Source organism: Lacticaseibacillus salsurae, assembly GCF_045862175.1.
In the GTDB taxonomy this organism is placed as follows: domain Bacteria; phylum Bacillota; class Bacilli; order Lactobacillales; family Lactobacillaceae; genus Lacticaseibacillus; species Lacticaseibacillus salsurae.
Genome location: NZ_BAAFZI010000027.1, coordinates 1 through 22775 on the forward strand (window position 1 = coordinate 1; position 22775 = coordinate 22775).

Sequence of the window (22775 nt, forward strand, 5' to 3'; positions counted from 1 at the left end):
AGTGATTGCCGCAATGTCTCGCTGCACCAGCTCTTGAGCGTGAAGCTCAAGAATTTGACGGTAATGAATAGCCATTACAAAGACCTCCTGTATTTAAGAATTGCACGCGCTTACACGTATGCTACCCATAGTATACAGGAGGTTTCTGTATTGTTGGTCAATTTCTTCGCCGACCTTGGACAATTTTTTCGCCGAGTGGTGTCAAAAACTTCGCATTACCTGGTAAAGCTATATGCCGTCTTCAAAGCCTCATCGGACGAGACGAAAAACGGTTGTACGAAAAAAGCCGCGCCAACGTTTTTAGCCGAATTAGGCGCGACTCTGTAATTTAGTTTAACGCCGAAAAGCTACCGCTCTTATAGCGCTGTGTACGGATAACTATCCGGGAGGACACGATGGACCAACATCGTGTCCTTTTTTGTACGACATTAGTATATCATGTCGCGATACCCTGTGGCAACTAGGCCCGAATGCAAAACTGGGATGTTTGGGGATCTGTCCTCTTCATCCTCGTCAGTCTTGGTGGTTTCGTAGACCGGTATGGGGATCTGATTCTCCATATCGTTGAAGTCTATCTCAAAGTGGCAGATCATTTGTCCAGGCCAAGCAAGTCCATGCCTCATCGGACGAGACGAAAAACAGTTGTACGAAAAAAGCCGCGCCATTAACTTTTAGCGAAGTAAGCGCGACTTTGTAACAAATATCTTTACGCCGAAAAGCTACCGCTCTTAAGCGCTGTGTACGGATAACAATCCGGGGACACGATGTTGATAGCATCGTGCCTTTTTGTATGCTCATAGTATATCATGTCGCGATACCCTGTGGCAACTAGGCCAGACAGCAACGTCACCTGAACCTTGAAAGCTTAGAAAGCACCCGTCAGGATCGCTGCCAGAACGATCGCAACCATCGAATTGTCGATTATTTAACTGTGTTTGTTTTACAAATTATTCAATGTTTTCCGGCTATATACGCCATCTGTCTTGCCATGGTATACTGGCAAAAGCACAAAAGCAACGTACGGTAGCTTTTCGAGTACGAAGGAGGTGGTGCCTATGAGATTTCGTAGGTGTCAACAAATCCGGAAAGGAAAGTCGTATGCAAAACTGGGATGTTTGGGGTTCCGTCCTCTTCATCCTCGTCTCAATTGGTGGTTTTCTAGGCCAACATGGGGATCTTATTCTTCATGTGATTGAAGTCTATCTTAAAGTGGCAGATCATTTGTCCACGCCAAGCAAGTCCACGAAACATCGGGCGAGACGAAAAACGGTTGTACGAAAAAAGCCGCGCCATTAACTTTTAGCTGAGTCAGGCGCAGCTTTCGCTCTTATAAGTTAACGCCGAAAAGCTACCGCTCTTAAGCGCTGTGTACGGATAACTATCCGGGGACACGATGTTGATAGCATCGTGCCTTTTTGTATGTCCATAGTATATCATGTCGCGATACCCTGTGGCAACTACACCGGAATGAAGGTGGAATCCAAAACTGGGATATTTGGGGTTCCGTCCTCTTCATCCTCGCCAGTCTTGGTGGTTTCGTAGACCGATATGGGGATCTCATCCTCCATATCATCGAGGTCTATCTCAAAGTGGCAGGTCACCTGTCCACCCCAAGCAAGTCCATGCCTCATCGGACGAGACGTAAAAAGCCGCGCCATTAACTTTTAGCAGAGTAAGCGCGACTTTGAATTAAGTTATCGCCGAAAAGCTACCGCTCTTAGGCGCTGTGTGCGGATAACTATCCGGGAGGACACGATGTTGGTAGCATCGTGCCTTTTTGTATGCCCATAGTATATCATGTCGCGATACCCTGTGGCAACAGGACCCAGATGCAAGTCCGTATGCAAAACTGGGATATTTGAGGAATCTCTCCTCTTCATCCGAATCTCACTTGGTGGTTTTCTAGGCCGGCATGGCGATCTGATCCTTGATGCCATTTAGGTCCATCGCCAAGTGGCAGATCACCTCCATCCCAAGCAAGTCCAAGCCCCATCGTCCGGCCTTGGCACCTCATCAGAAATATCGCGATCCCTGCCGCCAGTCATGAAATTGCGTTTCCCCACACAAAAATGACCTTGCCACGTCGATTTAAATCGACGCCACAAGGCCATTTTCACTTCAAGCTAAGCTCTTCGTGAGCTCGGCAGGTTTGTTACATAATGTGGAGAACGTGTAAGACGATACCAACAATGAACAAACCGAAGATGATGATGATCGGGCTAACTTTCTTCTTGAGTAACCACATGCAAAGCAAGGTAACCAGAAGACCAGCTAAGCCAGGGATCAAGGAATCCAAGTTCTGTTGCAACGTGGTAACTTTGTGGTCAGTCAAGGACAAACCAGCAGCTTGTTGTTGCAAAGCAGTTTGGATACCCTTGGCACCTTTTGGTAAGGAGCCCCAGTCAATGTAAGCACCTTTGTCCAATTGAACATCGGAAACCGTTGGTGTGAACTTAACAGAAACCCAACGTTCTACCAGAGAACCTAAGATGAACATACCAAGGATGGAAGCACCTTTGGTAACATCTTGCAACAAGGAACCGGACATATCGTCGGCGATACGAGAACCAGCTTTGTAGCCAAATTCTTGAGTGTACCACAGGAAGGCGATACGGATAATGTTCCAAGCCACGAAGAAAATGATTGGGCCAACGATGGAACCAGTCATGGCCATAGAAGCAGCCAAGGCACCTAAGATCGGACGTACAGTGAACCAGAATACTGGGTCGCCGACACCGGCCAGAGGGCCCATCATGCCGACCTTAACACCTTGGATCGTAACATCGTCAACAGCAGCGCCGTTGGCACGTTCTTCTTCAAGGGCCAAAGTAACACCGATAACAGGTGAAGCCAAGTATGGGTGAGTGTTAAAGAATTCCATGTGACGCTTCAAAGCGGCAACACGATCTTCTTTAGTCGTGTACAACTTCTTCAAAGCTGGAATTAAAGCATAAGTCCAGCCACCGTTTTGCATACGTTCGTAGTTCCAAGAACCTTGCAGGAAGGTCGAACGCCAGCACACATCCCAACGATCTTTTTTCGTTAATTTGATCTGATCAGCCATTGTGTTCTACCTCCTTCTAGTAGTTGTCAATGATGTCGCCAACGGCATCACCAGAACCAGTGGATTGACCGCCATCACTTGAGCCGCCCATCTTGGACAAGTTCAAGTAGATCAAGGCCAAGCCAACACCGATAGCACCTAAACCGATCAAGGTGATTTCGGTAACAGTGCCAAGCACGAAGCCGATGGCGAAGAATGGCCATACTTCAGCAGTCGCCATCATGTTGATAACCATCGCATAACCAACGGCAACAACCATGCCACCACCGATTGACAAGCCATCAACTAACCAAGTCGGCATTGCATCCAGCATTGCCTTAACAGGGCCGGAACCAACAGCAATGATGAAGCCTGCAGGGATCGCAATACGCAAACCTTGTAAGCAGATCGCAACCCATTGCCAGAAGTCGATCTTACCAAAGCTACCTTCTTCAGCTGCTTTATCCATGATATGGATGATCGCAACAGTGACGGTACGAACTAAGGTGGTCAACAGTAAGCCGGCAACGGCCAGAGGAACGGCGATAGCAATAGCTGAGGAAACCCCTGCTTTGCCTTGGCCGCCAAGAACAAGAATGATGGCAGATGCAACAGAAGCCAAAGCCGCGTCAGGCGCAACAGCGGCACCGATGTTCGCCCAGCCTAAGGCGATCATTTGCAAGGTCCCGCCTAAGATAACACATGGGACCAATTGGCCAGTAACCAAGCCGATCAACGTGCAGGCTACAACTGGTTGGTGGAATTCGAATTCATCAAGAATCCCTTCCATCCCAGCTAAGAATGCGACGATGAGGACTAGGATGATTTGAATGAAATTCAAAGACATTTTAGTATCCTCCCTTTTTGTAGGAATAATAGTCGAGCATCACGATGCGTTCATCGCAATGTTTTGATTGAAGTTACTTTGCAGCGTTCAAAGCGTCTTGCGCTTTCTTCAAGATGGCATCCATGTTGTCTTGAGAGTCGGTTGGGACTTTGCGGACATCAAAGGTCAAGCCGTCAGCCTTCAGTTTAGCGAAGGTATCGATATCATCTTGGTCAAAAGCCAAAACTTTGTTAGGTTGAACTTTACCAGCGGAGTGGGCCATGGACCCAACGTTGATGGTCTTCAACGGTACGCCACCTTCAACTGCGCGTAATGCGTCTTGAGGGGTTTCGAATAATAGCAGTGCACGTTCGCCGCCAAAGTGCTTATCATCTTTGGCGATCTTGATCATTTGATCAACTGGCACAACGTGGGCGTGAACACCACCAGGCGCAGCGTCAGTGATCAATTGCTTACGCAGCTTATCCTTGGCAACGTTGTCAGAAACAACGATGATACGGGTAGGCTTAACCGACTTGGACCAAGCAGTTGCGACTTGACCATGCAACAGACGAGAGTCGATCCGAGCAAGCACATATTCGAGCTTCCCAGGTTTCCCGGCGTTGCCACCTTGAGCTGCAGCAGGTGCAGCTTTTGGTTTAGGTTCAAGTGATTCTGGTTTGATCTTCACACCGTCACGCCCAGCTTCTACTAAGTGTGCAGCAATCTCGTGTGCCGATGTCATCGACAGACGTGAGCCATAAGCTTCAATGAGCATTGGCAGGTTCAGCCCTGTTACAATTGCCCACTTGTCCTTATGTGCTTCGAACAAACCGTTGGATTGGTTGAATGGTGAACCGCCCCACAGATCGACTAAGAACAACACTTCGTCGTCTTCGCCGAACTTCGCAATGGCTTCTTCAAGATGCTTCTTGAGATCATCTGGGCCTTCGTTTGGCATGAAAGTCACAGCTTCGACTTTTTCTTGTTCACCGAAGATCATTTGACCAGATTGCTTGATGCCAGCAGCGAATTGCCCATGACTAGCAAGAATGATTCCGACCATTGTTTGTCGCCTCCTAAATAATATTTGGGTTCGGTCGCCGGCTGCATTGAATAATGTAGAATAAGTATGCAGATTTTGACCGGTGAATGAATCCCCATGAGCTAGTATGCCGTTATCAGTCACGCTTTGCAACCCCTTTCCTACGAGAAATTTGAGCGTTTTCATGAAAGGACTATACCAGCAGGCATTTGACTCAAATTTTTTTGCAAATCTTTATGTGCGACAAGGGTTTGACTGGGGAAAAGTTAAGCCAGATCTGCTATATTTGTAGGAACAACTCGACTACTTTTCACGTCAGCGTCGGCTCGTCCAACTCATTAAAACGCTTTTTAATTTATGGAAAGCGTTTTTCGATCGCATGCATAATACGTTGACGCCGACTGGGGTTCGCGCTATACTTTCAGGCAAGACATGTGAATATCCACCAAGAAATAGAGGTCGCGGGTGGTGACGAAAACAGGTGAGGGCTAGATCCCTTTGATCCTGTCGTAAGCATCCCCGCCGAAATCAGATCGTTCATCTAGGAGCGGTTTGGTTGGGGCAAGCGAAAATATCGCTTGAACTGTCGCAGCAATGCGGAGCGCTATGATTCTGGTTTAACTACTGAAATCAGGGGATCGACCTTTATTTATGATATAGGTCGATCCCCTTTAATGTTCTCTCTATTCCTTCGGTGCGCAAACAACGAAGGAGGACTATGTCTGATGAAAAAAGTATGGCTTTACCTTAATGGGATCGCCGTGGCGCTGTTAGCAGTACTGGCTTTCAGCATCCAAAGCGTTTCTGCCAGTGGGACCTTCAAAGTCGGGATGGAAGCCGGCTATGCCCCATTCAACTGGACCCAATCTGATGCGTCAAACGGCGCCGTGAAGATCCAAGGCTCTCATGATTACGCCAATGGCTACGATGTGCAAATGGCTAAGAAAGTGGCCAAAGCCATCGGCAAAAAAGTTATCGTGGTCAAGACTTCTTGGGATGGGTTACAACCAGCCTTAACGTCTGGCAAGATCGATGCGATCATCGCCGGGATGTCGCCCACTGCCGAACGGCGCAAGGCGATCGATTTTACCAGCACGTATTACGCTTCGAAGTTGACGGTGGTGGTACGGCGCGATTCCAAATACGCCAAAGCTAAGTCCATCAATGACTTCAAAGGCGCCAAGATCACCGCGCAACTGTCCACTTTCCATTATCAAGCCATCAAGCAAATGAAAGGCGTCATCAAAGAAGCGGCGATGAACAACTTCCCCGCAATGCGAGTGGCGCTTGAATCTGGCACCATTGATGGGTATGTTTCCGAAGTTCCAGAAGGCATCACTGCGCAAAATGCCAACCCGAACTTGACTTACTTGAAGTTCTCCAAGGCCAATGGTTTTAAAACCAACCCAGAAGATGTGGACTTGGCCATCGGCTTGCGCAAAAACGATCCCAATAAAGCCAAGATCAATGAAGAGTTAGCCAAGATCTCGACATCAACACGCAATCAAATGATGAACGACGCCGTAGCCAACCAGCCTTCCACCAGCCAAGGTGGCAACTGGTTCATGCAGATCTTAAAGCAATACGGGCCAATGTTATTGCGTGGCACTGGCATGACCTTATTGATCTCTTTGGTCGGGACCATCGTTGGGTTTGTGATCGGCTTATTAGTCGGGATCATTCGCACCATTCCGACGCCTAAGACCAAAGGCAAACGCGGCTTACAGTGGTTGATCAACTGGTTATTAGCCGTTTATATCGAAGTTTTCCGTGGCACACCTATGATCGTGCAAGCAGCGGTATTGTATTACGGCGCTGCCCAAGCGTTTGGCATCAATATGAACAAAACCACTGCCGCGTTGGTCATTGTCTCGATCAACACTGGGGCTTATATTTCTGAGATCATCCGTGGCGGGATCATTTCCGTGGATGAAGGCCAGTTTGAAGCGGCGCATGCGTTAGGCTTCACCCATTTGCAAACGATGATGAAAGTCGTTTTGCCACAAGCGATCCGCAACTCCTTGCCAGCCGTGACCAACGAATTCATCGTCAACATCAAGGATACGTCAGTGTTGTCTGTGATCTCCGTTTCCGAATTGTTCTTCTCCGCCGAAACTGTCGCCGGGCAAAACTTCCAGTTCTTCCACACTTACTTGATCGTTTCTGGGATCTACTTGATCTTGACCTTCACGATCTCGCGTCTGTTCCGCTTGATCGAAAAGCGCATCGACGGGCCGAAGAACTACAACTTGATGTCCAACCAAATGCAAGCTGTTGATGCAAAGGAGGCAAAATAATGGCTGATACGATCATTGAAGTCAAGAATTTGAAAAAAGCCTTCGGGACGCATGAAGTGCTGACTGATATCAACTTCGACGTGCATAAAGGCGAAGTGGTATCCATCATTGGCCGCTCTGGCTCTGGGAAGTCCACCTTGTTGCGCAATATCAACTTATTGGAAGAACCCACTGGCGGCGACATCCTGTTCCATGGCAAAAGCGTGGTGTCTGGGGATGTTGACTTGCCGCATTACCGCGCCGCTGTTGGCATGGTGTTTCAGCAATTCAACTTGTTCAACAACTTGACCGTTTTGCAAAACGTGGTCACCCCACAAACCACGGTGTTGCGTCGCAGCGCTGCTGAAGCCAAAACGCACGCTTTGGAATTGTTAAAGCAAGTCGGCATGGCGCCTTTCGTCAATGCCAAGCCAGACCAACTTTCCGGCGGGCAAAAGCAGCGTGTCGCCATCGCCCGAGCCGTCGCCATGGATCCAGAAGTCTTATTGTTTGACGAACCGACGTCAGCGTTGGATCCGGAAATGGTCGACGACGTATTGAATGCGATGAAAGCCTTAGCTGACACTGGGTTGACCATGATCGTGGTCACCCATGAAATGCAATTTGCCAAAGATGTTTCCGATCGCGTTGTGTTCATGAACGAAGGCGTCATTGCCGAAGCCGGCACGCCAGCTGAGATCTTCGACCATCCAAGCAAAACCGTTACTCAAGAATTCTTGAAGCGCTACTTGAACCGCGCATAACCTGCGAGAAGCTGAGGCCTAAAGCAATTTAGGCTCAACACACAAAAGCCGTTGCCTGACGATTCATCGTTGAATCGCAAGGCAGCGGCTTTTTGTCTAGGCATTGCATGAAGAAACGCGACTGGTCAGTGATGGCTAGTCGCGTTTTGATTTCATTTGAATAGCTGGATAATTTCGCAAGAGTGGCACAACAACGTCACAGTTTCATCACAATTCACCAGTAACATAGACCTTGTAGAAATGAGTTACCCCCCTTATTTCTACCCCACTTTTTCATCTTCTCAAGTCGCGCCAGTGCCCGCTGGCGCGCGCCATCACTCCTCCAAGTGATGAATGAATCTCCCAACCCTTTTTGGCCGCCAAACCCATGGCGGCCTTTTTTGATCCAGTGGTTTTCAAAGCGGTTTTAGCCGACCAGGTAGCCTAGCTAAGGGAATTGAACCTGGACTTGGTTCAGTTTCCTTAGCGTAGCTAGCTGCGTCGGCGTTGCTTGGAAAAGCACGACGACACCAGTGGTTTTCAAAGCGCCCTTAGCCTCAAGGATAGCCTAGCAATAGGATTTGATCCCGGGCTTGGCTCGGATCTTATTGCGTAGCTAGCCGTAGAGGCGTTGCTTAGAAAGCCACGACGACCAGTAATATAACCACTTAAATACCTATCTATTAACTTACAAATAATTAGTTAATCGCCGGTTTTCATGGTAAACTATTGAAAGCAAGAAGTGACATGAGCGGTGGTCTCCCCATTGAGGAGGTGATGCGATGGCAAATTATGCCACCCATCCCAAACGAAAGGAGATCGGTCTTGTTTGCCTTTGGTTACGTTCACGTAGCCATTATTGCCTGTATCTATTTGGTCGGCTATTACTGCGATGCGCTGAACTTCAGCGTCCGCAAAGCCACCAAGTTGGTTCGTTCCTTGAGCCAGCTAGTGCAGGCAGTCAGAGAACTCTGGCGGAAGTAAACAAGCAAAAAGCCGCACTCACTTTGTCGAGATTGATGCGGCTTTAGCTTGTATTCAACTGACCATCGCTCTTAAAGCGATCTTGCAAGGACGATATTCTGTCCCGGAAACACCGTGCTGCCAGGCGCGGTGTTTTTGTATGGTCTAATTATATCATGACCACCATTATGAGAACAACTAGTGCGTTAATCACGATGATCTTAACTGCGACGCGCTGAACTTCAGCGTCCGCAAAGCCACCAAGTTGGTTCATTCATTGAGCCAACTAGTGCAGGCAGTCAGAGAACTCTGGCAGCAGTAGACAAGCAAAAAGCCGCACTCACTTTGACGAGATGATGCGGCTTTAGCTTAATCTTAACTTGACCATCGCGCTTGCGCGATAAGATCGGGCGAGGACGATACTCCGTCCCAAAAACACCGTGCTTGCAGACACGGTGTTTCTGTATGGTCACGGTATATCATGACCAACAATGTGAGAACAACTGACACATCCAGTAGCATTGACGATCTACGACTGCGATGCGTTGAGCTTCAGCGTTCGCAAAACCACCAAATTCGTTCGCTCCTTAAGCGAGCTAGTACAGGCGGCCAGAAATTTCTAACAAAAGTAGGCACCCCGAAAAGGCTCCTCATTGCTGAGCAACCTTCCTGAAAGCAGGTGATGTGATATAAACAATGCCAACCATCCTGAAAAATGTGTTGTTTACGAAAAGCATCGTGTTTGCCGGCGATGCTTTTCGATGAACTAAGTATAGCATGAAAGACTGTTTTTGCACAGAAAAAGAATCTTAAAGTCTGTAAAAAGCTTCATAAATAATATATAAATGCGTTTTATACATATAAATGGATAATTTCGTCAATAATAAAACACACTAAATCGCCTGCAAGCATCCCGTAACACGATCGGGTCAAAAAAGGCGCGCCACCATCGACACGCCGATCTACAATTACAGGTCAAACACGATTTTGGCCAAGCTGGTCACAGGATCGTGATCATTATCCACTGGCAACACCAAGTCTGCCGCTTGTTGGATCGCCGGGACGCCATTTTTCACGGAAACGCCTAGGCCCACTTTTTGGATCATGGACATATCATTGAGGTTGTCACCTAACGCGATGATCTCTTCTGGCAAAATGCCGATCTTTTCTCCTAAGGTGATCGCCGCATCCCCTTTATCGATGCCATTGGGGTTAAATTCCACATAGCGGCCGGAAGAATAGCTGACCGTCGCCGGATAATCAACTGCTTGGGCAATTTTTTCGGCGAGCTGTTGGCGCGCGGTGAGCTCAGGATGTTGAAAGATCACTTTGGCGATGGCGCGGCCTTTAAGTGCGGAAAGATCCGAGTCAGTCCACAACGTGTAGTCTACGCCGCGATTATCCAAGTAGGCATATTCAGACGCACTGGGCCGATAAACATAGACGTGATGGAAGGTGTAGATATGGGCCCCAAATTCAGGATCAGCCGCCCCAACTTTGAAAATCGCGTTGGCCACATCAAAAGGTAGCGACGTTGACGCAATGATCTGGTTGCCAGCATTCTCCACGATCGCCCCACCATTGTAGGAGATCACGTATTGGCCTGGCAATTGCTCAGTTCCAATGGTTTTTAGCAGGCCTTGCACTGACGCAAAGCCGCGACCAGTGTTGGGGACGAATTTCACCCCGGCATCACGCAATTTCGCGATGGCTTGGATATCTGCCGGTGACACACTGCCGTCAGTGCGCAACAAGCTTTCGTCAAGATCTGAAACGATCATTTTATAGGTCATTTTTTGTGTGCCCCTTTAACGCCCCAGGTGAACACGATGAAATAAATGATCGCCATAAACAAACTGCTGACAACACTTGACGCCAAGCTACCGTTTTTGCCATGCGACATCGATGTCATGGCGACCATCACGATGAAATACCCCACCGGAATGATCAAGCCGACGCCGTATGACTTGCCTTTTTGTCCGAGTTTAAAATTCCAATATCCTAGGCCAATGGTGAGTACCACAACCAACAGGATCAAAGCCAATGCCAAAATCAAATCACGAGTCCCCCAGTTTTTTCTTTCATTATACAAGACTTTGTGAAACGCTACCACCCGCCGGAAAATCCGCCGCCGCCAGAACTGCCGCCACCGTAACCAGAGCCGGACCCAAATCCAGACCCAGAGCTAGGGCTGCCGCCAACATCACTCAGCCACAACGGCATCGCCGCCAGTCCTAAGCCGTCAGTTTCAACTTGATTCAACCGGCGCCACAACGCTTCAAAAAACTGCTTTTGGGCTTTGATGGTATTGAGCTTTTTGGCATCTTTAGGGGTGACATGTTCGACAAAAGCTTGCCAAACCGCTTGTTGATCTTTGATGCTGTGGCCGGGTGCCCATTGGCTAAAGCCATTGAAATACTGCCGCACTGGCGCCACCAAAGCGGTCAAGTGCGGCTGGATGGTGTTGAGGTAAGCTTGCAAGTTAGGCGCTTCAAGCACCAATTCATTGGCTTGAGGTAAATCAGTATAATCGATCCCTGCATACGCGAACGCTGGCATCGGCGGCTCAACACTAGTGGCCAAGTCTGCTAGTTTATAGCGCACATACCAAGCAAAATCCTGCTTCAACCAAGCGATCACGTCTTTAGGCATGGCTTTGAACCAACCGACAGATAACTGTCTCAGGTAGGCGGCTTGTTGCGCTGGCTTTAGATTTTGAAACAATGGCAGTTGCGGCGCCACTTGGGCCTCAAATACTTTTTGTAGCTGATCGTGTTGGCGTTTGTGTCGCCAGATCAACGTGACGATGGCGATGATGCCTAAAGCGATCACGCTGATCACCATGATGGTATCGCGCACTTGTTGGGCATGATCGGCGGCTTTTTGGGCTTTGATCTGTGCTGGTGTGGCAATGTCTGAGGCGTGTTTTTGGAGCCACGAATTGAGATTGCCCATGATCTGCTGCAACGCCGCATCGTATTGTTTATGGCGCAACTTCGTGTCAACGGCGGTGGTGATAATGCGATCTTTGGCGCCATCTGGCAAAGCCGCTTCTAAGCCATAACCCACTTCTAAAGCGTATTTGCGATCTTTGATGGCCAGCACAAAATACAGCCCGTTGTCCCAACCTTTTTGCCCAACGCCTAGCTGTTTGAACCGGTCGACTTTAAATTCGTCGATATCTTGATCTTTGGGGATGCGATCATACACTTCCACTGAAAGCGTCGGCTTGCCAGGCAACGTCGCCAGCGCCTGATTCACGCTTTGGGCGTCTTGCAAGGTCTTTGCCGATAAGGTGTTGGTATGATCATTCAAATATTGATTCGCTTGTGCTTGTACCGGTGTCGCCCAGATCAGTACCCCGAAAAATACCAACAAGCCGACCCACCATTGATGCTTTTTCATGTCCCCACCTCCCACTTGAATTATCTCAAATTAAGTCGGATAAAGCACGACAAATTAATGGAAAGGTATCCATGCTCGTGTCATAATTATTTTGTTAGGGTTTGGGACACAAAGGAGGAAATTATGGGTAATCCTTATTACGGTGCAGGTGGGCTCAAGGCGATTCGCGGCTTTTTTGCCAATTACACCAACTTCTTTGGCCGTAGCAGTCGCAAAGAATATTGGTGGTGGCACTTAAGCGCCGCTTTGGCGATCGCAATCGTTGGCTTTGGATTGACATTGGGGATGTTTGGCTCATGGGCTAACTTGATGCGCGGCAACACCGGAGACATGCACGGCGGACAAATCGTGGCATTGTTGGCTTTTGGGAGCTTAGGCGGCGTGTTTGGAATAGGCACGCTCATTCCCCATGTGGCATTAAGCGTGCGCCGATCGCGCGACGCCGGCATTTTTTGGGGCTGGGCGATTTTATTGGAAGCGATCATCGTGATGTCTCGTTTTGTCCCAATGCCGTTGCCTGCCACTTGGGTCAATGGCGTGACCATCATGTGTTTGGTGATCGATATCGGGATCTGTTGTTTGCCTAGTCGCAAGCCGGCTCACATGTCACTTCGCGGCATCAAAATGGTTGTCATTCAACGCCTGCAAGTCGTTTTTGCTGGCGGCTCGATCGTCTTAACGATCGTTGCTTTGATCATGCATTGGCACTGGCTCATCGGTTTATTATTAGTCGCCAATATGGTGTTTTCCGCAGCAATGAACGCCTTGATGCGCGAAGGTCGAAAGCGTGCCGGGAAGATCTGGTCGCTTGCCGATCAACTTAACTTGTCGGCATCAGACTTACAGCGCCTCACACATGCTTACACCGTAGCAAACTGGGAAGACTCTCGCCCGCAGCATTTGTTGTTCATCCCAGACACCAGCGTCGCGATCGATTTGATCACGACATTAGAAACGCAAGTACAAGCCTTAAGATGAATGACCGTTATGTTGCGCCATTACGACGCGTTAGCCGCAACATCAAAAGGTTGATTGCACATTTTGCCTAGGAGGACCGATGAAAAAACTCAACTCACAGCTTATCATGACTGCGCTTATCATATTTATTGTGGTCTTTTTACTCGCCAGATTTTTGAACTTTTAACGCTTTTACCTGTTGGTGCACCAAACTTTTTAGCTCCGAACCATCAAAATGCCACCAGGCCACTTTTTGAGGATTTCAGAAAGTGGTCTGATGGCATTTTTTAGGGATTTAAATGCTTGATGCGGGAATGGGGTTGTTGGTTTAGTTCACTAACCCAGTGATCTTCGCCCACAAGCTGGCAAAGAAATTCCCGATCGCATCGAGGATCTTTTGCAATAAGTTGCGGTTTTCTTGGGTATCTAAGCCTTTGAGCTTAGAAAACAAGTTTTTGGCGCTGGATTGGATCGAACTGGCCAGCTTTGAAGCTTGGGCTTTGAAATCACTGGACTTCAAGGCACCGGAGTTTTGAATCTTAACCATCAAGTTAATGATCTGTGTGCGTTGGTTATTGTTGATGATGTTGGTCAAATTGTTGGCTTTTAATTGCGAGTCCACAATGTTGCCAATGGTATTTTGCGACAACGTCTGCTCACCAGAATTGGATTGCGTCGCCATGTCTTTTTTCATTCCAGCGACGGCGTTATTCAACTGCTTGTCGGTGTAGCCATCTTTGCCTTTATTGGCATCCGTGATCCCAGACAAGGTGTTGACTTCGCTTTGCGCCGCATTGATCTGGCTGGCATTCAGCGTTTCCCCGTTTTGGGCAAAAGCGGCGTAAACCCCAGCTAGCGCCCCAGAGCCATCAATGGAAACTGCCGACGTGATGAAAATGTTGGCATTGGTCACCCCAGCGGTCACGGCAGCGTTGCGGTACTGGTCGCTGGTGATCGTGGTGATATTATTGGTTCCGTTATAAGGCACAATGGTCACATTGATGCCACCAGTGGAAGTTTTTTGCACCAAAGCCGACGACCACACGCCAGAAGTCGACGTGAACGTGGAGCCGCTGGGGTTCAAATACTTCACCAAGGTATCGCCATTGACTGTCAACTGCGAGACGTTGGACACATTGGCAGCATTCTCCAAGGTAGATAAAGTGCCGGATTTTTGATCGCTGGTCAAGCTGACACCAAGCGTCGCCACTGGTGTCCAAGTATCATCGGCGTGCACAGTATGGGTGCCGAATGCAACCGTGGCTAACACGACTGCACCTAAGGCCAAAAGGATTTTTTTCATGAGTTCGCTCCTGGATTGATTTAACATCATGATACTAAACTGCCGCCGTCTTGACTGCATTGACGACTATTCTTAAGCGGTTCTTACGCGATTATGCCGCGGCTTAATAACTCGCGTGCATGTGGATGCAAGTGGATCGGCGCCACTGCGGTGAGCTAATACTTTGATCTGACCAAGTTGGGCAAATGCAGACGTAGGCGGGGCGGCAGAACAAGGTGAAATGGGCAATTGCCCGTGGCAGTAGGATCAAACATGACGCCGGGTTTAGGCGGCATGCGCAGATCCTACCGGCAAATATTGAAACAGCGTTTTTTGCTGGTTCAATATTTAGGCGTAAAAGCCTTGAAACGGGCTTTGTTTCAAGCTTTGAAGCCGGCCGCACCGGCAACTTGCCCAGTTCACCGCCGTGGCGCCGACCCGCCGGCACTTAAACGCCAGCGTTGAAAGCTTCGAGATGTTGGTACAGCGCCCCTTCGCGCAAACCGTATTGCGAGAAGGTCAAGCGATCTGAATCCAAAAAGCGGATCATCATGACCACTGGCACTAAGCCGCCAACGATAATATCAGCGCGGTATTTGGCCAAGCCAGGAATGGCTTTGCGTGCTTCTAAGGAACTTGAGATGACTTGTTTGAAAATAGCATTCACTTGATCGGTGCTCATACGGTAGCCGTGAATATCTTCATAATTGGCCACCGCATCTTTGCGCCGCTGGATCTTAGCTAACGTCCGATTGGACCCGCCAAGGGCGACGATCGGTAAGTTTTGGGCTTTTTTTAGCCACCAAATGCCGTTGAAAGTCCGATTGACTGAGGTGATCACGTCAAACAATTCTGCGGCGCTGACCGTGTCGCCATGTAAGTAGCGTTCAGTTAAGTTGACCGAGCCAAACGGAATGGAGATCAAATGCTGAAGCTTGCGGTTTTGCACCAAGATCAATTCCGTCGACGCGCCACCGGTGTCCATGATCAAGGCATTTTGGATCGGCAAGGTGTTGATCACGCCTAAAAAATCCAACTCGGCTTCTTTGGTGCCTGGGATCACGTGAATGTCGACGCCAACGGTTTTTTTGACGCGCTTCAAAAAGTCTTTTTGATTGGCGGCCATGCGCGTGGCGGCAGTGGCATACGCTTCAAGGCTCAGCTGCGGCAAGTTGGCATATTGGCGCTTGAAGCCGACTAGCGCTTGGATCGTGCGCGCCATGGCAGGTTCTTGTAACACGTGGTCTTCGCCCATGCCTTCTGACAAGCGCACCATTTCTTTGAGCTTTAAGACTTGCTTGACGCTTGAATCTTCATTGACTTGCCACACACTTAAGCGCGCAGAATTGCTGCCTAAGTCGATCACACCGAAATGTCTCATTTGTTTGCCTCCATATTGTCCGGCTCAAGTATACCAAAAAAGATCCAAACCGTGATGATCTGGATCTTTTAATCTGTCAGTCGTCTTGTGGGGCTTTCATCGGCGTGAAGCGATGCAAGTCAGCGGGATCATCATCGGCATGCGCGGCGCGTTGGGCGTTGGCGGCGGCTTGTGCTGCTTGCATGAAGACTTGTTGTGAGTCGATCAAGGCTTTGCCGCGCAAGTCGACGCGTTCCCAAGTGGCGTCTGGTTGCAAGATCCGCGTTTTGACAGTATCCGACCACATGGTATCAAAAATGCGCATCACTTTAGCATGCACGTCATCCGCTAAAATCGGAAACAGCAATTCCACGCGCCGCGACAAGTTGCGTTTCATGAGATCAGCGCTGGATAAGTACAACGTTTCATCCCCATTGGCGTAGAAATAATAGATCCGACTGTGTTCCAAAAAGCGCCCGACGATCGAATGCACGGTGATATTTTCAGAGACGCCTGGGATGCCAACTTTCAAATTGCAGATCCCACGCACCAGCAGTTCCACTTTCACCCCAGCGGCACTAGCGGCATATAGTGCTTGGATCATGCGGGTGTCAGATAACGAGTTCATTTTCATGCGGATCAAAGCTTGGCGGCCGGCTTTGGCGTTTTGGATCTCTTGGTTGATGTTATCGATCAAGTGGTCGCGGATCCCCATTGGCGCGATCACCAACTTGTGGAAGTATGCCGGTTCTGAAAAGCCTGACAACATGTTGAAAATGTTGCTGGCGTCGGCGCCCATTTCGGCATTGGCAGTAAACAAACCCATATCCGTGTAGAAATTGGCAGTGACATCGTTATAATTCCCGGTGGCCATATGCATGTAACGCCTGATACCGGTTTCCTCACGACGCACCACTAAGGCCAACTTCGAGTGGGTTTTTAAGCCCACTAACCCATAGATCACATGACACCCAGCGCGCTCCAGTTCTTGGGCCCAATGCACGTTATTTTCTTCATCAAACCGGGCTTTAAGTTCTACCAATACCGTGACTTGTTTGCCGTTTTGGGCGGCAAGTTTCAAGGAACTGATGATCGGCGACTTAGACGACACGCGATACAGCGTCATTTTCACCGCGAGCACTTGCGGGTCAACCGCCGCTTGGTGGATAAAGTCCACCACAGTGGCAAAGGATTCATAAGGATGTTGCAACAACACATCATGGTCGCGGATCACATCGAACAAGTTGCCTTTAAGTTCAGTGGCACGATATGGCGTGAACTTGGCATAACTCAACTCTGGCAAGCCTTGGGTCAACTTGGCGAGTTTGGACATGAAGTTCAAGTCGATCGGGCCTTTGATCGCGTAAAGATCAGCGTTTGACGTTAATTCCAAGCCTTTGAGCAAATGCTTTTTGAGATATTTGCCCATATCAGCGTCATATTCCAAGCGCATCACTTTCCCATGCTGGCGCTTTTTAAGTTGGGATTGGATCTCTTTCATTAAGTCTGACGTGTCTTCTTCAGCGACATCTAGATCCATATCCCGCGTTACCCGAAACGCGGCGCATTCTTGGATCGTGGCGCCAACAAACAGTTCATCCAAATAATGCTCGATGATCGTTTCCAGCAAAATGAAATCATTCGGTGCGTCTGGCAAGCGCACCACCCGTGGGAACACATCAGGCACTTGCACCAAGGCAAACGCTTTGGCTTCGCTGTCTTTTTGCAACCGGATCGCCAAGTTCAACGAATTGTTGCTTAAAAATGGAAACGGCCGCGTTGGGTCCACTCCCATTGGCGTGAGCACCGCATATAACTCTTGATGAAAATAATCATCTACGAATTCATGTTGACGATCGCTTAATTCATCAAATTGCCGCAAGCGCACGTTGACGTCTTCAAGCGCTGGCCGCAACATGCGCGACCAGGTGTTATATTGCTTGTCGACCATGGTGTGCACGGCTTTGGAGATCGCTTCAAGCTGGTCGCTTGGCGTCAACCCCGCAGCGTCTGGGCGCTGATAGTCGACGGCGACCATTTTGCGCAAAGACGCCACACGCACGTTGAAGAATTCATCTAAGTTCGATTGGGTGATGCCTAAAAAGCGTACCCGCTCCAACAGTGGATTTTCGCGGTCGCGGGCTTCTTCTAACACCCGGTCATTGAATGCGACCCAAGATAATTCACGATTGGTGAAATATTTGGGATCTTCGAATTTTTTGGTCATATCGATAGTCTTCCTTTCAACACGATCGGCAAGCCAAATACCGCCGCGAAAAATTGGCCTTTGCGTTTCAACGTCCAACGCTCCAATTCCACATCGTCATTGGCGGTGGCAGTCAAGACGATTTTATCTGGGCGCTGCGATACGCGAATGGACATGATCTTTTGTTGGCGCGAGGCATCTAAGCTATCCGCCACCCGCAAGATCGCCGACAACTTGGCAATGGTCAACCGCCGCGCTGACGACATCAACGGCAAGTCGCCTAAATCGATTTGCGGCGAATCGCTTGAGTGAAACCGGGCAATGGTGGCAACCATTTGTTGTTCGATGGCATCAAGTCCCATCAATTCAGACGCGCGAATAATGTAATCAGAATGTTCATAATGTTTGTGGGTATCCACGTAACTGCCGATATCATTGACGATCGCGGCGATCTGCAACAACAAGCGCTCGCGTTTGCCTAAACCATGGAGCTTTTTCAAACGGTCAAACAGTTGCAAAGCAAATGTCACCGTCACGTCGCGGTGTTTGGGATCGACTTGATAGCGATCGGCTAAATTCTGCGCCGAGATCACGATTTCTTGGGTGGGATCTAAGGCCACTGGCTTGTAGCCGGCAGAAAGCGCGGAATTAACTTCCAAGCCGTCGATCATTTTGAGATTGGACACCCAGATCTTTGAGGCGTGCAAGGTTTTGACCAAGCGATACACCAATAATACCGTTGGCAAAACTTGCGACACTTGATTCAGCGGTAATTCGTAGGTGTCAGCCAAGTATTGATCTGATGAATGGATAACCTCGTGGTACAACAGATCAAAGCCTTCGCGATCAGTTTCCACCGCAGTTTTACCAGTGGGAATCAAGGTTTCTAACAGCGACAAAGCGCTGCCCATGATGATCATGTTGTGATAATCCACGTCTGCTGGCAACAAGCGCATGAAATCCACCAGCCGCGAGTCGATGAAGTCGCGCATCACTTCCACGTAATTAGGGACACTAGCTTGAATGTCGCTCATCACTTCAAACACCCGCAGCGGGCCTAAGCTCAGATTGCGTGAAAACCCGAATTCGCCATTGGTAAACGCCGTCAATTCCACCGAACCACTGGAAATATCGATCAACACGGTGCCTTTTTTGGTGATGGTTTCAAAATTTGGAAAGCGGGCAAACACAGCTTGCGTGCGGTAGAACGCTTCTTGCGACAACGTGGCGCGCTGGATCTGCCAGCCGGTACGCGAAACGATTTGATCCCAAACAAATTGGGCATTGTCTGCTTCAAAAAAGCTGTGGCTGCCGACCACTGTGCTGTCAGCTACCCCATAGTCGTGAAATAATTGGCGGATCGTGTTTAATGCCAGCACCGCCGCGTCGACGGTGTCAGGTTGGATCTGATGGGTGGCAAAAATGTCTTCACCGATCGCCACTGGATACTGGCCGCGCTCTAATTCGTTTAGCGTCCGCAAATTGGTGATACTAAAAAAGATTGCTTGTGCGCCGATCACGATGAATCCCCGGTCGCTTGTCATTATCCAACACTCCTTGTTTAACGCGTTTTGCACGCGATTGGTTGCTTGCTTACATGAAAGCTTGGCGCCTGGGCCAACTTTCCGCCTAGTCGCTGGCACTAACTCCATGATAACACCTCAAAAGCGTTATCGCAGATATTGGAATGGCTTTCATTTCTGTGGCGCATGTGCTACGCTATTTTTAATGAAACGATTATAATCCTTTTGGAGGCTTAAGATGAAACTCATCAATCTAGGACAATCTGGTTTACTGGCATCCCCCGTCGCATTAGGGGTCATGCGCATCACCAAGCTTGATGTCAAAGGCGCCACCGAATTACTCGAGCGCGCTTATGGTGCTGGGATCAACTTTTTTGACAATGCCGATATTTACGACGGCGGCAAAGCCGAAACGCTTTTTGGCCAAGCACTGAAAAACGCAAGCTTCAACCGCGATGACGTGTTGGTCCAAACCAAAGTTGGCATTCGCCCAGGCGAAGCTTATGACTTCTCCAAAGCCCACTTAGTTGAAGCCGTTGACGCGTCTTTGAAGCGTTTAGGGTTAGATTATGTTGATAGTTTGTTGCTGCATCGTCCGGATGTGTTGATGGAACCAGACGACATCGCTGAAGTCTTCTCCAGCTTGCAAAACGCCGGCAAAGTTCGGCAGTTTGGGGTTTCTAACTTCAACCCTGGCCAAGTGGCGTTGTTGCAACAAGCTGTTGGCCAGCACTTATTCGCCAACCAATTACAATTATCCTTGAAGCACACTGGCATGATCGACTTTGGTTTCCACACCAACATGACCGACGAACGCGCCACCGCGCATGACGACGGCATTTTGGAATATAGCCGCTTGCATCACATGACCATTCAAGCTTGGAGCCCTTACCAATACGGGTTCTTTGAAGGCGTGTTTATCGACAATCCCAAGTTCCCAAAGCTCAACGACAAGTTGCATGAACTTGCCGACAAGTATGGCGTTGATGTCAACGCCATTGCCGCAGCTTGGATCTTGCGCATCCCTGGCGACTTCCAAGTGATCGCCGGCACCACCAACGCCAAGCGCATCGAAGGTATCGCCAAAGCTGGCGACATCACCTTGACGCATCAAGACTGGTACGACTTGTACTTAGCTGCAGGCAACGATCTGCCGTAACTTAAAAATGCTCAGCCGAAAATTTTCGGCTGAGCATTTTTTGACGCATTCGCGTGGTTATGCGCGGGTGGTGCCGCGCGCGACGAGTTGCGGCGTCAGGAGCACTTCGCCTTGTTGCGCGCCAGATTGATCGATTTTTGACAGCAACATTCGCGCTAAATGCTCGCCTAAACTCATCACTTGTTGTTGCACGGTGGTGAGTTGCGGGTTAGAGACTTGATCCAAAAAGACCCCATCAAAGCCGATCACCCCAAAGTCTTCCGGGATGCGGCCGCCTCGCGCCAAGATCGCCCGCACCACCCCGATGGCTAAGCGATCTGATGCGCAAATAAAACAAGTATTGCGCGCAAATTCGGCCCAATGCGCATCGATGAACGCTTGAGAAATATGCGAGCGGTTGGCCATGCGGTGGATCCGCGGCACCAAGCCATGTTGTTGCAAGGTGTTGATATAGCCGGCTTCTCGCGAATATTCAAACGGCTCTTTGACATTGATGCCAATAAAAATCAGCGACTGATAGTTTTTGGCTAAGGCGTATTCAGTGGCCATGGTTTCGCCAAGTTTGTTATCTGTGTCAACAAAATCATACCCATAACGATTCTCACCATATAACACCAACGGCTTGTCCAATTGATCCAGCCATTCAGAATCTTTGGTGCGCGCGCCGGTGATCAAATAGCCATCCGCATTGCCGGCATGAAGCTTCTCGCGATCTGAGATCAGCTGCAAGGCATATTGTTGTTTGTCCAACCCGCGAGCAATGCCAAACATTAAATTCATATAATAAGGTTCAGTGGTGTCGATGTCTTCTAAGATCAAGAATTTGATCACATTGGTGCGGTTTTTCGCTAAGGCCTTGGCCGCTAAGTTGGGATGATAATTCAGCGTCTGCATGGCATCCAGCACCAACTGCTGCAGGTCTTCGGTCACTTGTTCAGGATGGTTGATCACCCGCGAAACCGTCATTTTTGAGACATTGGCTGCTTTTGCCACGTCAGATAACGTCGCCATGTTACGCCCTCCATTCGTTTTCACTAGTATTCTACCACGACAAGCGCTGCCAACACCAAGAAGTCGCCTTTCGTGACAAAAATAGTAAGTTTGCGGAATCAATAAGAGGCCAAGACATCATTAAAAGTGACGAAATAAGCCCGACGATCACCAAGATGTACACGCGATCAAGCAACGCATCAGCAGATAATGCCCCTGCCAAGCAGATCCTAAAATCGGGATTTACTCGTCAGGGGCATTATCTACGGTGCTAAGACCGCTTTATGGCTCAGCCACGTGGTCTTAATACGCGACATCAAATTTGCCGTCGCGATGGACCCAATATTCATGTAATTCACTAGTAGCACCAGTATCATCGACGCCATAAGCGCCGACTTTATAGACAAAGGCGCCAGCTGAATCATTGCCAGTCCCAGCGGCTTTATAACTGGAGATCGTATCAGTTTGCTCGCTGGGATGAGCTTTGAAGTAGCCTTTGACGATTTTCACCGCAGTGGTGGCTGTCACCGCTTTGGTGCTAGAGGATTTGGCCTTTGGCTTCGAAGATGAGGCTTTTTTGCTGGCAGTGTGGGCGCTGGCAGTCGATTTTGACGCGACTGGTTTGGCTTTGTGGCTACTCGTACGGCCAAGCTTTGTCGCTGACACTTGATACACGCGCTGCGCTACTGCAGACACTTGTGGCCAATAGCGATGCCCGACAAATGTCAACGCCGCGCCGATCACGATCAAAATGGCCAACCATCGCGTATGCCCAATGGTTTGACGATGATGCCGGCGCTGGGTGCGCAAATGCTGGGTGCGCCCGATATGATTGAACCGGTGCACATAGCCGATGATCACCAGCACCAACAACACGCCCCAAACGAGTTCTTGGAACCATAACTGTTTTGCGATTTCGATGACTTGCCCCATGTTCGCCCTCCGCAGCAATAAAAATCTTGTTATGTCGATTTTGCACTGAATGAGTAGAACTTGC

The 22775-nt window shown here is 49.1% G+C and carries 18 protein-coding genes and 1 riboswitch; of the genes, 6 read left to right on the plus strand and 12 right to left on the minus strand.

What is annotated here, in order from left to right; genetic code table 11:
• Positions 1–327 (plus strand): hypothetical protein (locus ACKTSG_RS08750; RefSeq protein WP_407893908.1); only part of this gene is annotated, 327 nt, incomplete at its 5' end.
• Between the two features lie 1825 nt (positions 328–2152).
• Here the strand turns inward: ACKTSG_RS08750 and ACKTSG_RS08755 are convergent.
• From ACKTSG_RS08755 to ACKTSG_RS08765, 3 genes are all read right to left on the minus strand, one after another.
• Positions 2153–3064 (minus strand): PTS system mannose/fructose/sorbose family transporter subunit IID, encoded by a 912-nt coding sequence (locus ACKTSG_RS08755; RefSeq protein WP_407893910.1) that lies wholly within the window; start codon positions 3062–3064, stop codon positions 2153–2155.
• 16 nt (positions 3065–3080) lie between these two features.
• Positions 3081–3890: a PTS mannose/fructose/sorbose transporter subunit IIC gene (locus ACKTSG_RS08760; RefSeq protein WP_407893912.1), complete on the minus strand. Its 810-nt coding sequence runs from the start codon at positions 3888–3890 to the stop codon at positions 3081–3083.
• 73 nt (positions 3891–3963) lie between these two features.
• Positions 3964–4935, minus strand: coding sequence for a mannose/fructose/sorbose PTS transporter subunit IIA (locus tag ACKTSG_RS08765; RefSeq protein ID WP_407893914.1), 972 nt, complete (start codon positions 4933–4935; stop codon positions 3964–3966).
• A gap of 424 nt (positions 4936–5359) precedes the next feature.
• A riboswitch (Lysine riboswitch) is annotated at positions 5360–5529 on the plus strand.
• Between the two features lie 110 nt (positions 5530–5639).
• Between ACKTSG_RS08765 and ACKTSG_RS08770 the strand changes: the two genes are divergently transcribed.
• The 3 genes from ACKTSG_RS08770 (at position 5640) to ACKTSG_RS08780 (ending at position 8964) form a co-directional block, all read left to right on the plus strand.
• Positions 5640–7211 (plus strand): ABC transporter permease subunit, encoded by a 1572-nt coding sequence (locus ACKTSG_RS08770; RefSeq protein ID WP_407893916.1) that lies wholly within the window; start codon positions 5640–5642, stop codon positions 7209–7211.
• Positions 7211–7954: an amino acid ABC transporter ATP-binding protein gene (locus ACKTSG_RS08775; protein ID WP_407893918.1), complete on the plus strand. Its 744-nt coding sequence runs from the start codon at positions 7211–7213 to the stop codon at positions 7952–7954. Before ACKTSG_RS08770 ends, ACKTSG_RS08775 begins: the two co-directional genes overlap by 1 nt.
• Before the next feature lie 761 nt (positions 7955–8715).
• Positions 8716–8964 (plus strand): hypothetical protein, encoded by a 249-nt coding sequence (locus tag ACKTSG_RS08780; protein ID WP_407893920.1) that lies wholly within the window; start codon positions 8716–8718, stop codon positions 8962–8964.
• 900 nt (positions 8965–9864) lie between these two features.
• Here ACKTSG_RS08780 and ACKTSG_RS08785 read toward each other — a convergent pair.
• Genes ACKTSG_RS08785 through ACKTSG_RS08795 form a run of 3 tightly spaced genes read right to left on the minus strand, consistent with a single transcriptional unit; the run spans position 9865 to position 12301 of the window.
• A complete protein-coding gene (locus ACKTSG_RS08785; protein ID WP_407893922.1) occupies positions 9865–10689 on the minus strand; it encodes a Cof-type HAD-IIB family hydrolase in 825 nt (274 codons plus the stop codon).
• Positions 10686–10952, minus strand: coding sequence for a hypothetical protein (locus ACKTSG_RS08790; RefSeq protein ID WP_407893924.1), 267 nt, complete (start codon positions 10950–10952; stop codon positions 10686–10688). Before ACKTSG_RS08790 ends, ACKTSG_RS08785 begins: the two co-directional genes overlap by 4 nt.
• 50 nt (positions 10953–11002) lie before the next feature.
• Positions 11003–12301 carry a TPM domain-containing protein gene (locus ACKTSG_RS08795; RefSeq protein WP_407893926.1) on the minus strand — a complete coding sequence of 433 codons (1299 nt, stop codon included), beginning with the start codon at positions 12299–12301 and terminating at the stop codon, positions 11003–11005.
• A gap of 123 nt (positions 12302–12424) precedes the next feature.
• Between ACKTSG_RS08795 and ACKTSG_RS08800 the strand changes: the two genes are divergently transcribed.
• Entirely contained in the window at positions 12425–13279 is an 855-nt protein-coding gene (locus tag ACKTSG_RS08800) for a DUF805 domain-containing protein (RefSeq protein WP_407893928.1), read from the plus strand.
• Positions 13280–13586: 307 nt separating this feature from the next.
• Here the strand turns inward: ACKTSG_RS08800 and ACKTSG_RS08805 are convergent, their stop codons facing one another.
• From ACKTSG_RS08805 to ACKTSG_RS08820, 4 genes are all read right to left on the minus strand, one after another.
• Positions 13587–14561 (minus strand): DUF1002 domain-containing protein, encoded by a 975-nt coding sequence (locus ACKTSG_RS08805; protein WP_407893930.1) that lies wholly within the window; start codon positions 14559–14561, stop codon positions 13587–13589.
• Positions 14562–14988: 427 nt separating this feature from the next.
• Positions 14989–15921 carry a Ppx/GppA phosphatase family protein gene (locus ACKTSG_RS08810; protein WP_407893932.1) on the minus strand — a complete coding sequence of 311 codons (933 nt, stop codon included), beginning with the start codon at positions 15919–15921 and terminating at the stop codon, positions 14989–14991.
• Positions 15922–15997: 76 nt separating this feature from the next.
• Positions 15998–18127: an RNA degradosome polyphosphate kinase gene (locus ACKTSG_RS08815; protein WP_407893934.1), complete on the minus strand. Its 2130-nt coding sequence runs from the start codon at positions 18125–18127 to the stop codon at positions 15998–16000.
• Positions 18124–19650 (minus strand): Ppx/GppA phosphatase family protein, encoded by a 1527-nt coding sequence (locus ACKTSG_RS08820; protein WP_407893936.1) that lies wholly within the window; start codon positions 19648–19650, stop codon positions 18124–18126. The genes ACKTSG_RS08815 and ACKTSG_RS08820 overlap by 4 nt, the downstream gene beginning before the upstream one ends.
• 217 nt (positions 19651–19867) lie before the next feature.
• On the opposite strand from ACKTSG_RS08820, the gene ACKTSG_RS08825 reads away from it, so the two are divergent.
• The gene (locus ACKTSG_RS08825; RefSeq protein WP_407893938.1) at positions 19868–20788 is read left to right on the plus strand and encodes an aldo/keto reductase; all 921 of its coding nucleotides are present in this window, start codon (positions 19868–19870) and stop codon (positions 20786–20788) included.
• 57 nt (positions 20789–20845) lie between these two features.
• On the opposite strand, the gene ACKTSG_RS08830 is transcribed toward ACKTSG_RS08825, so the two are convergent.
• Entirely contained in the window at positions 20846–21799 is a 954-nt protein-coding gene (locus tag ACKTSG_RS08830) for a LacI family DNA-binding transcriptional regulator (protein WP_407893939.1), read from the minus strand.
• Between the two features lie 282 nt (positions 21800–22081).
• Positions 22082–22711, minus strand: a complete 630-nt coding sequence (locus ACKTSG_RS08835; RefSeq protein WP_407893941.1) for a hypothetical protein — start codon at positions 22709–22711, stop codon at positions 22082–22084.
• Positions 22712–22775 lie beyond the last annotated feature (64 nt).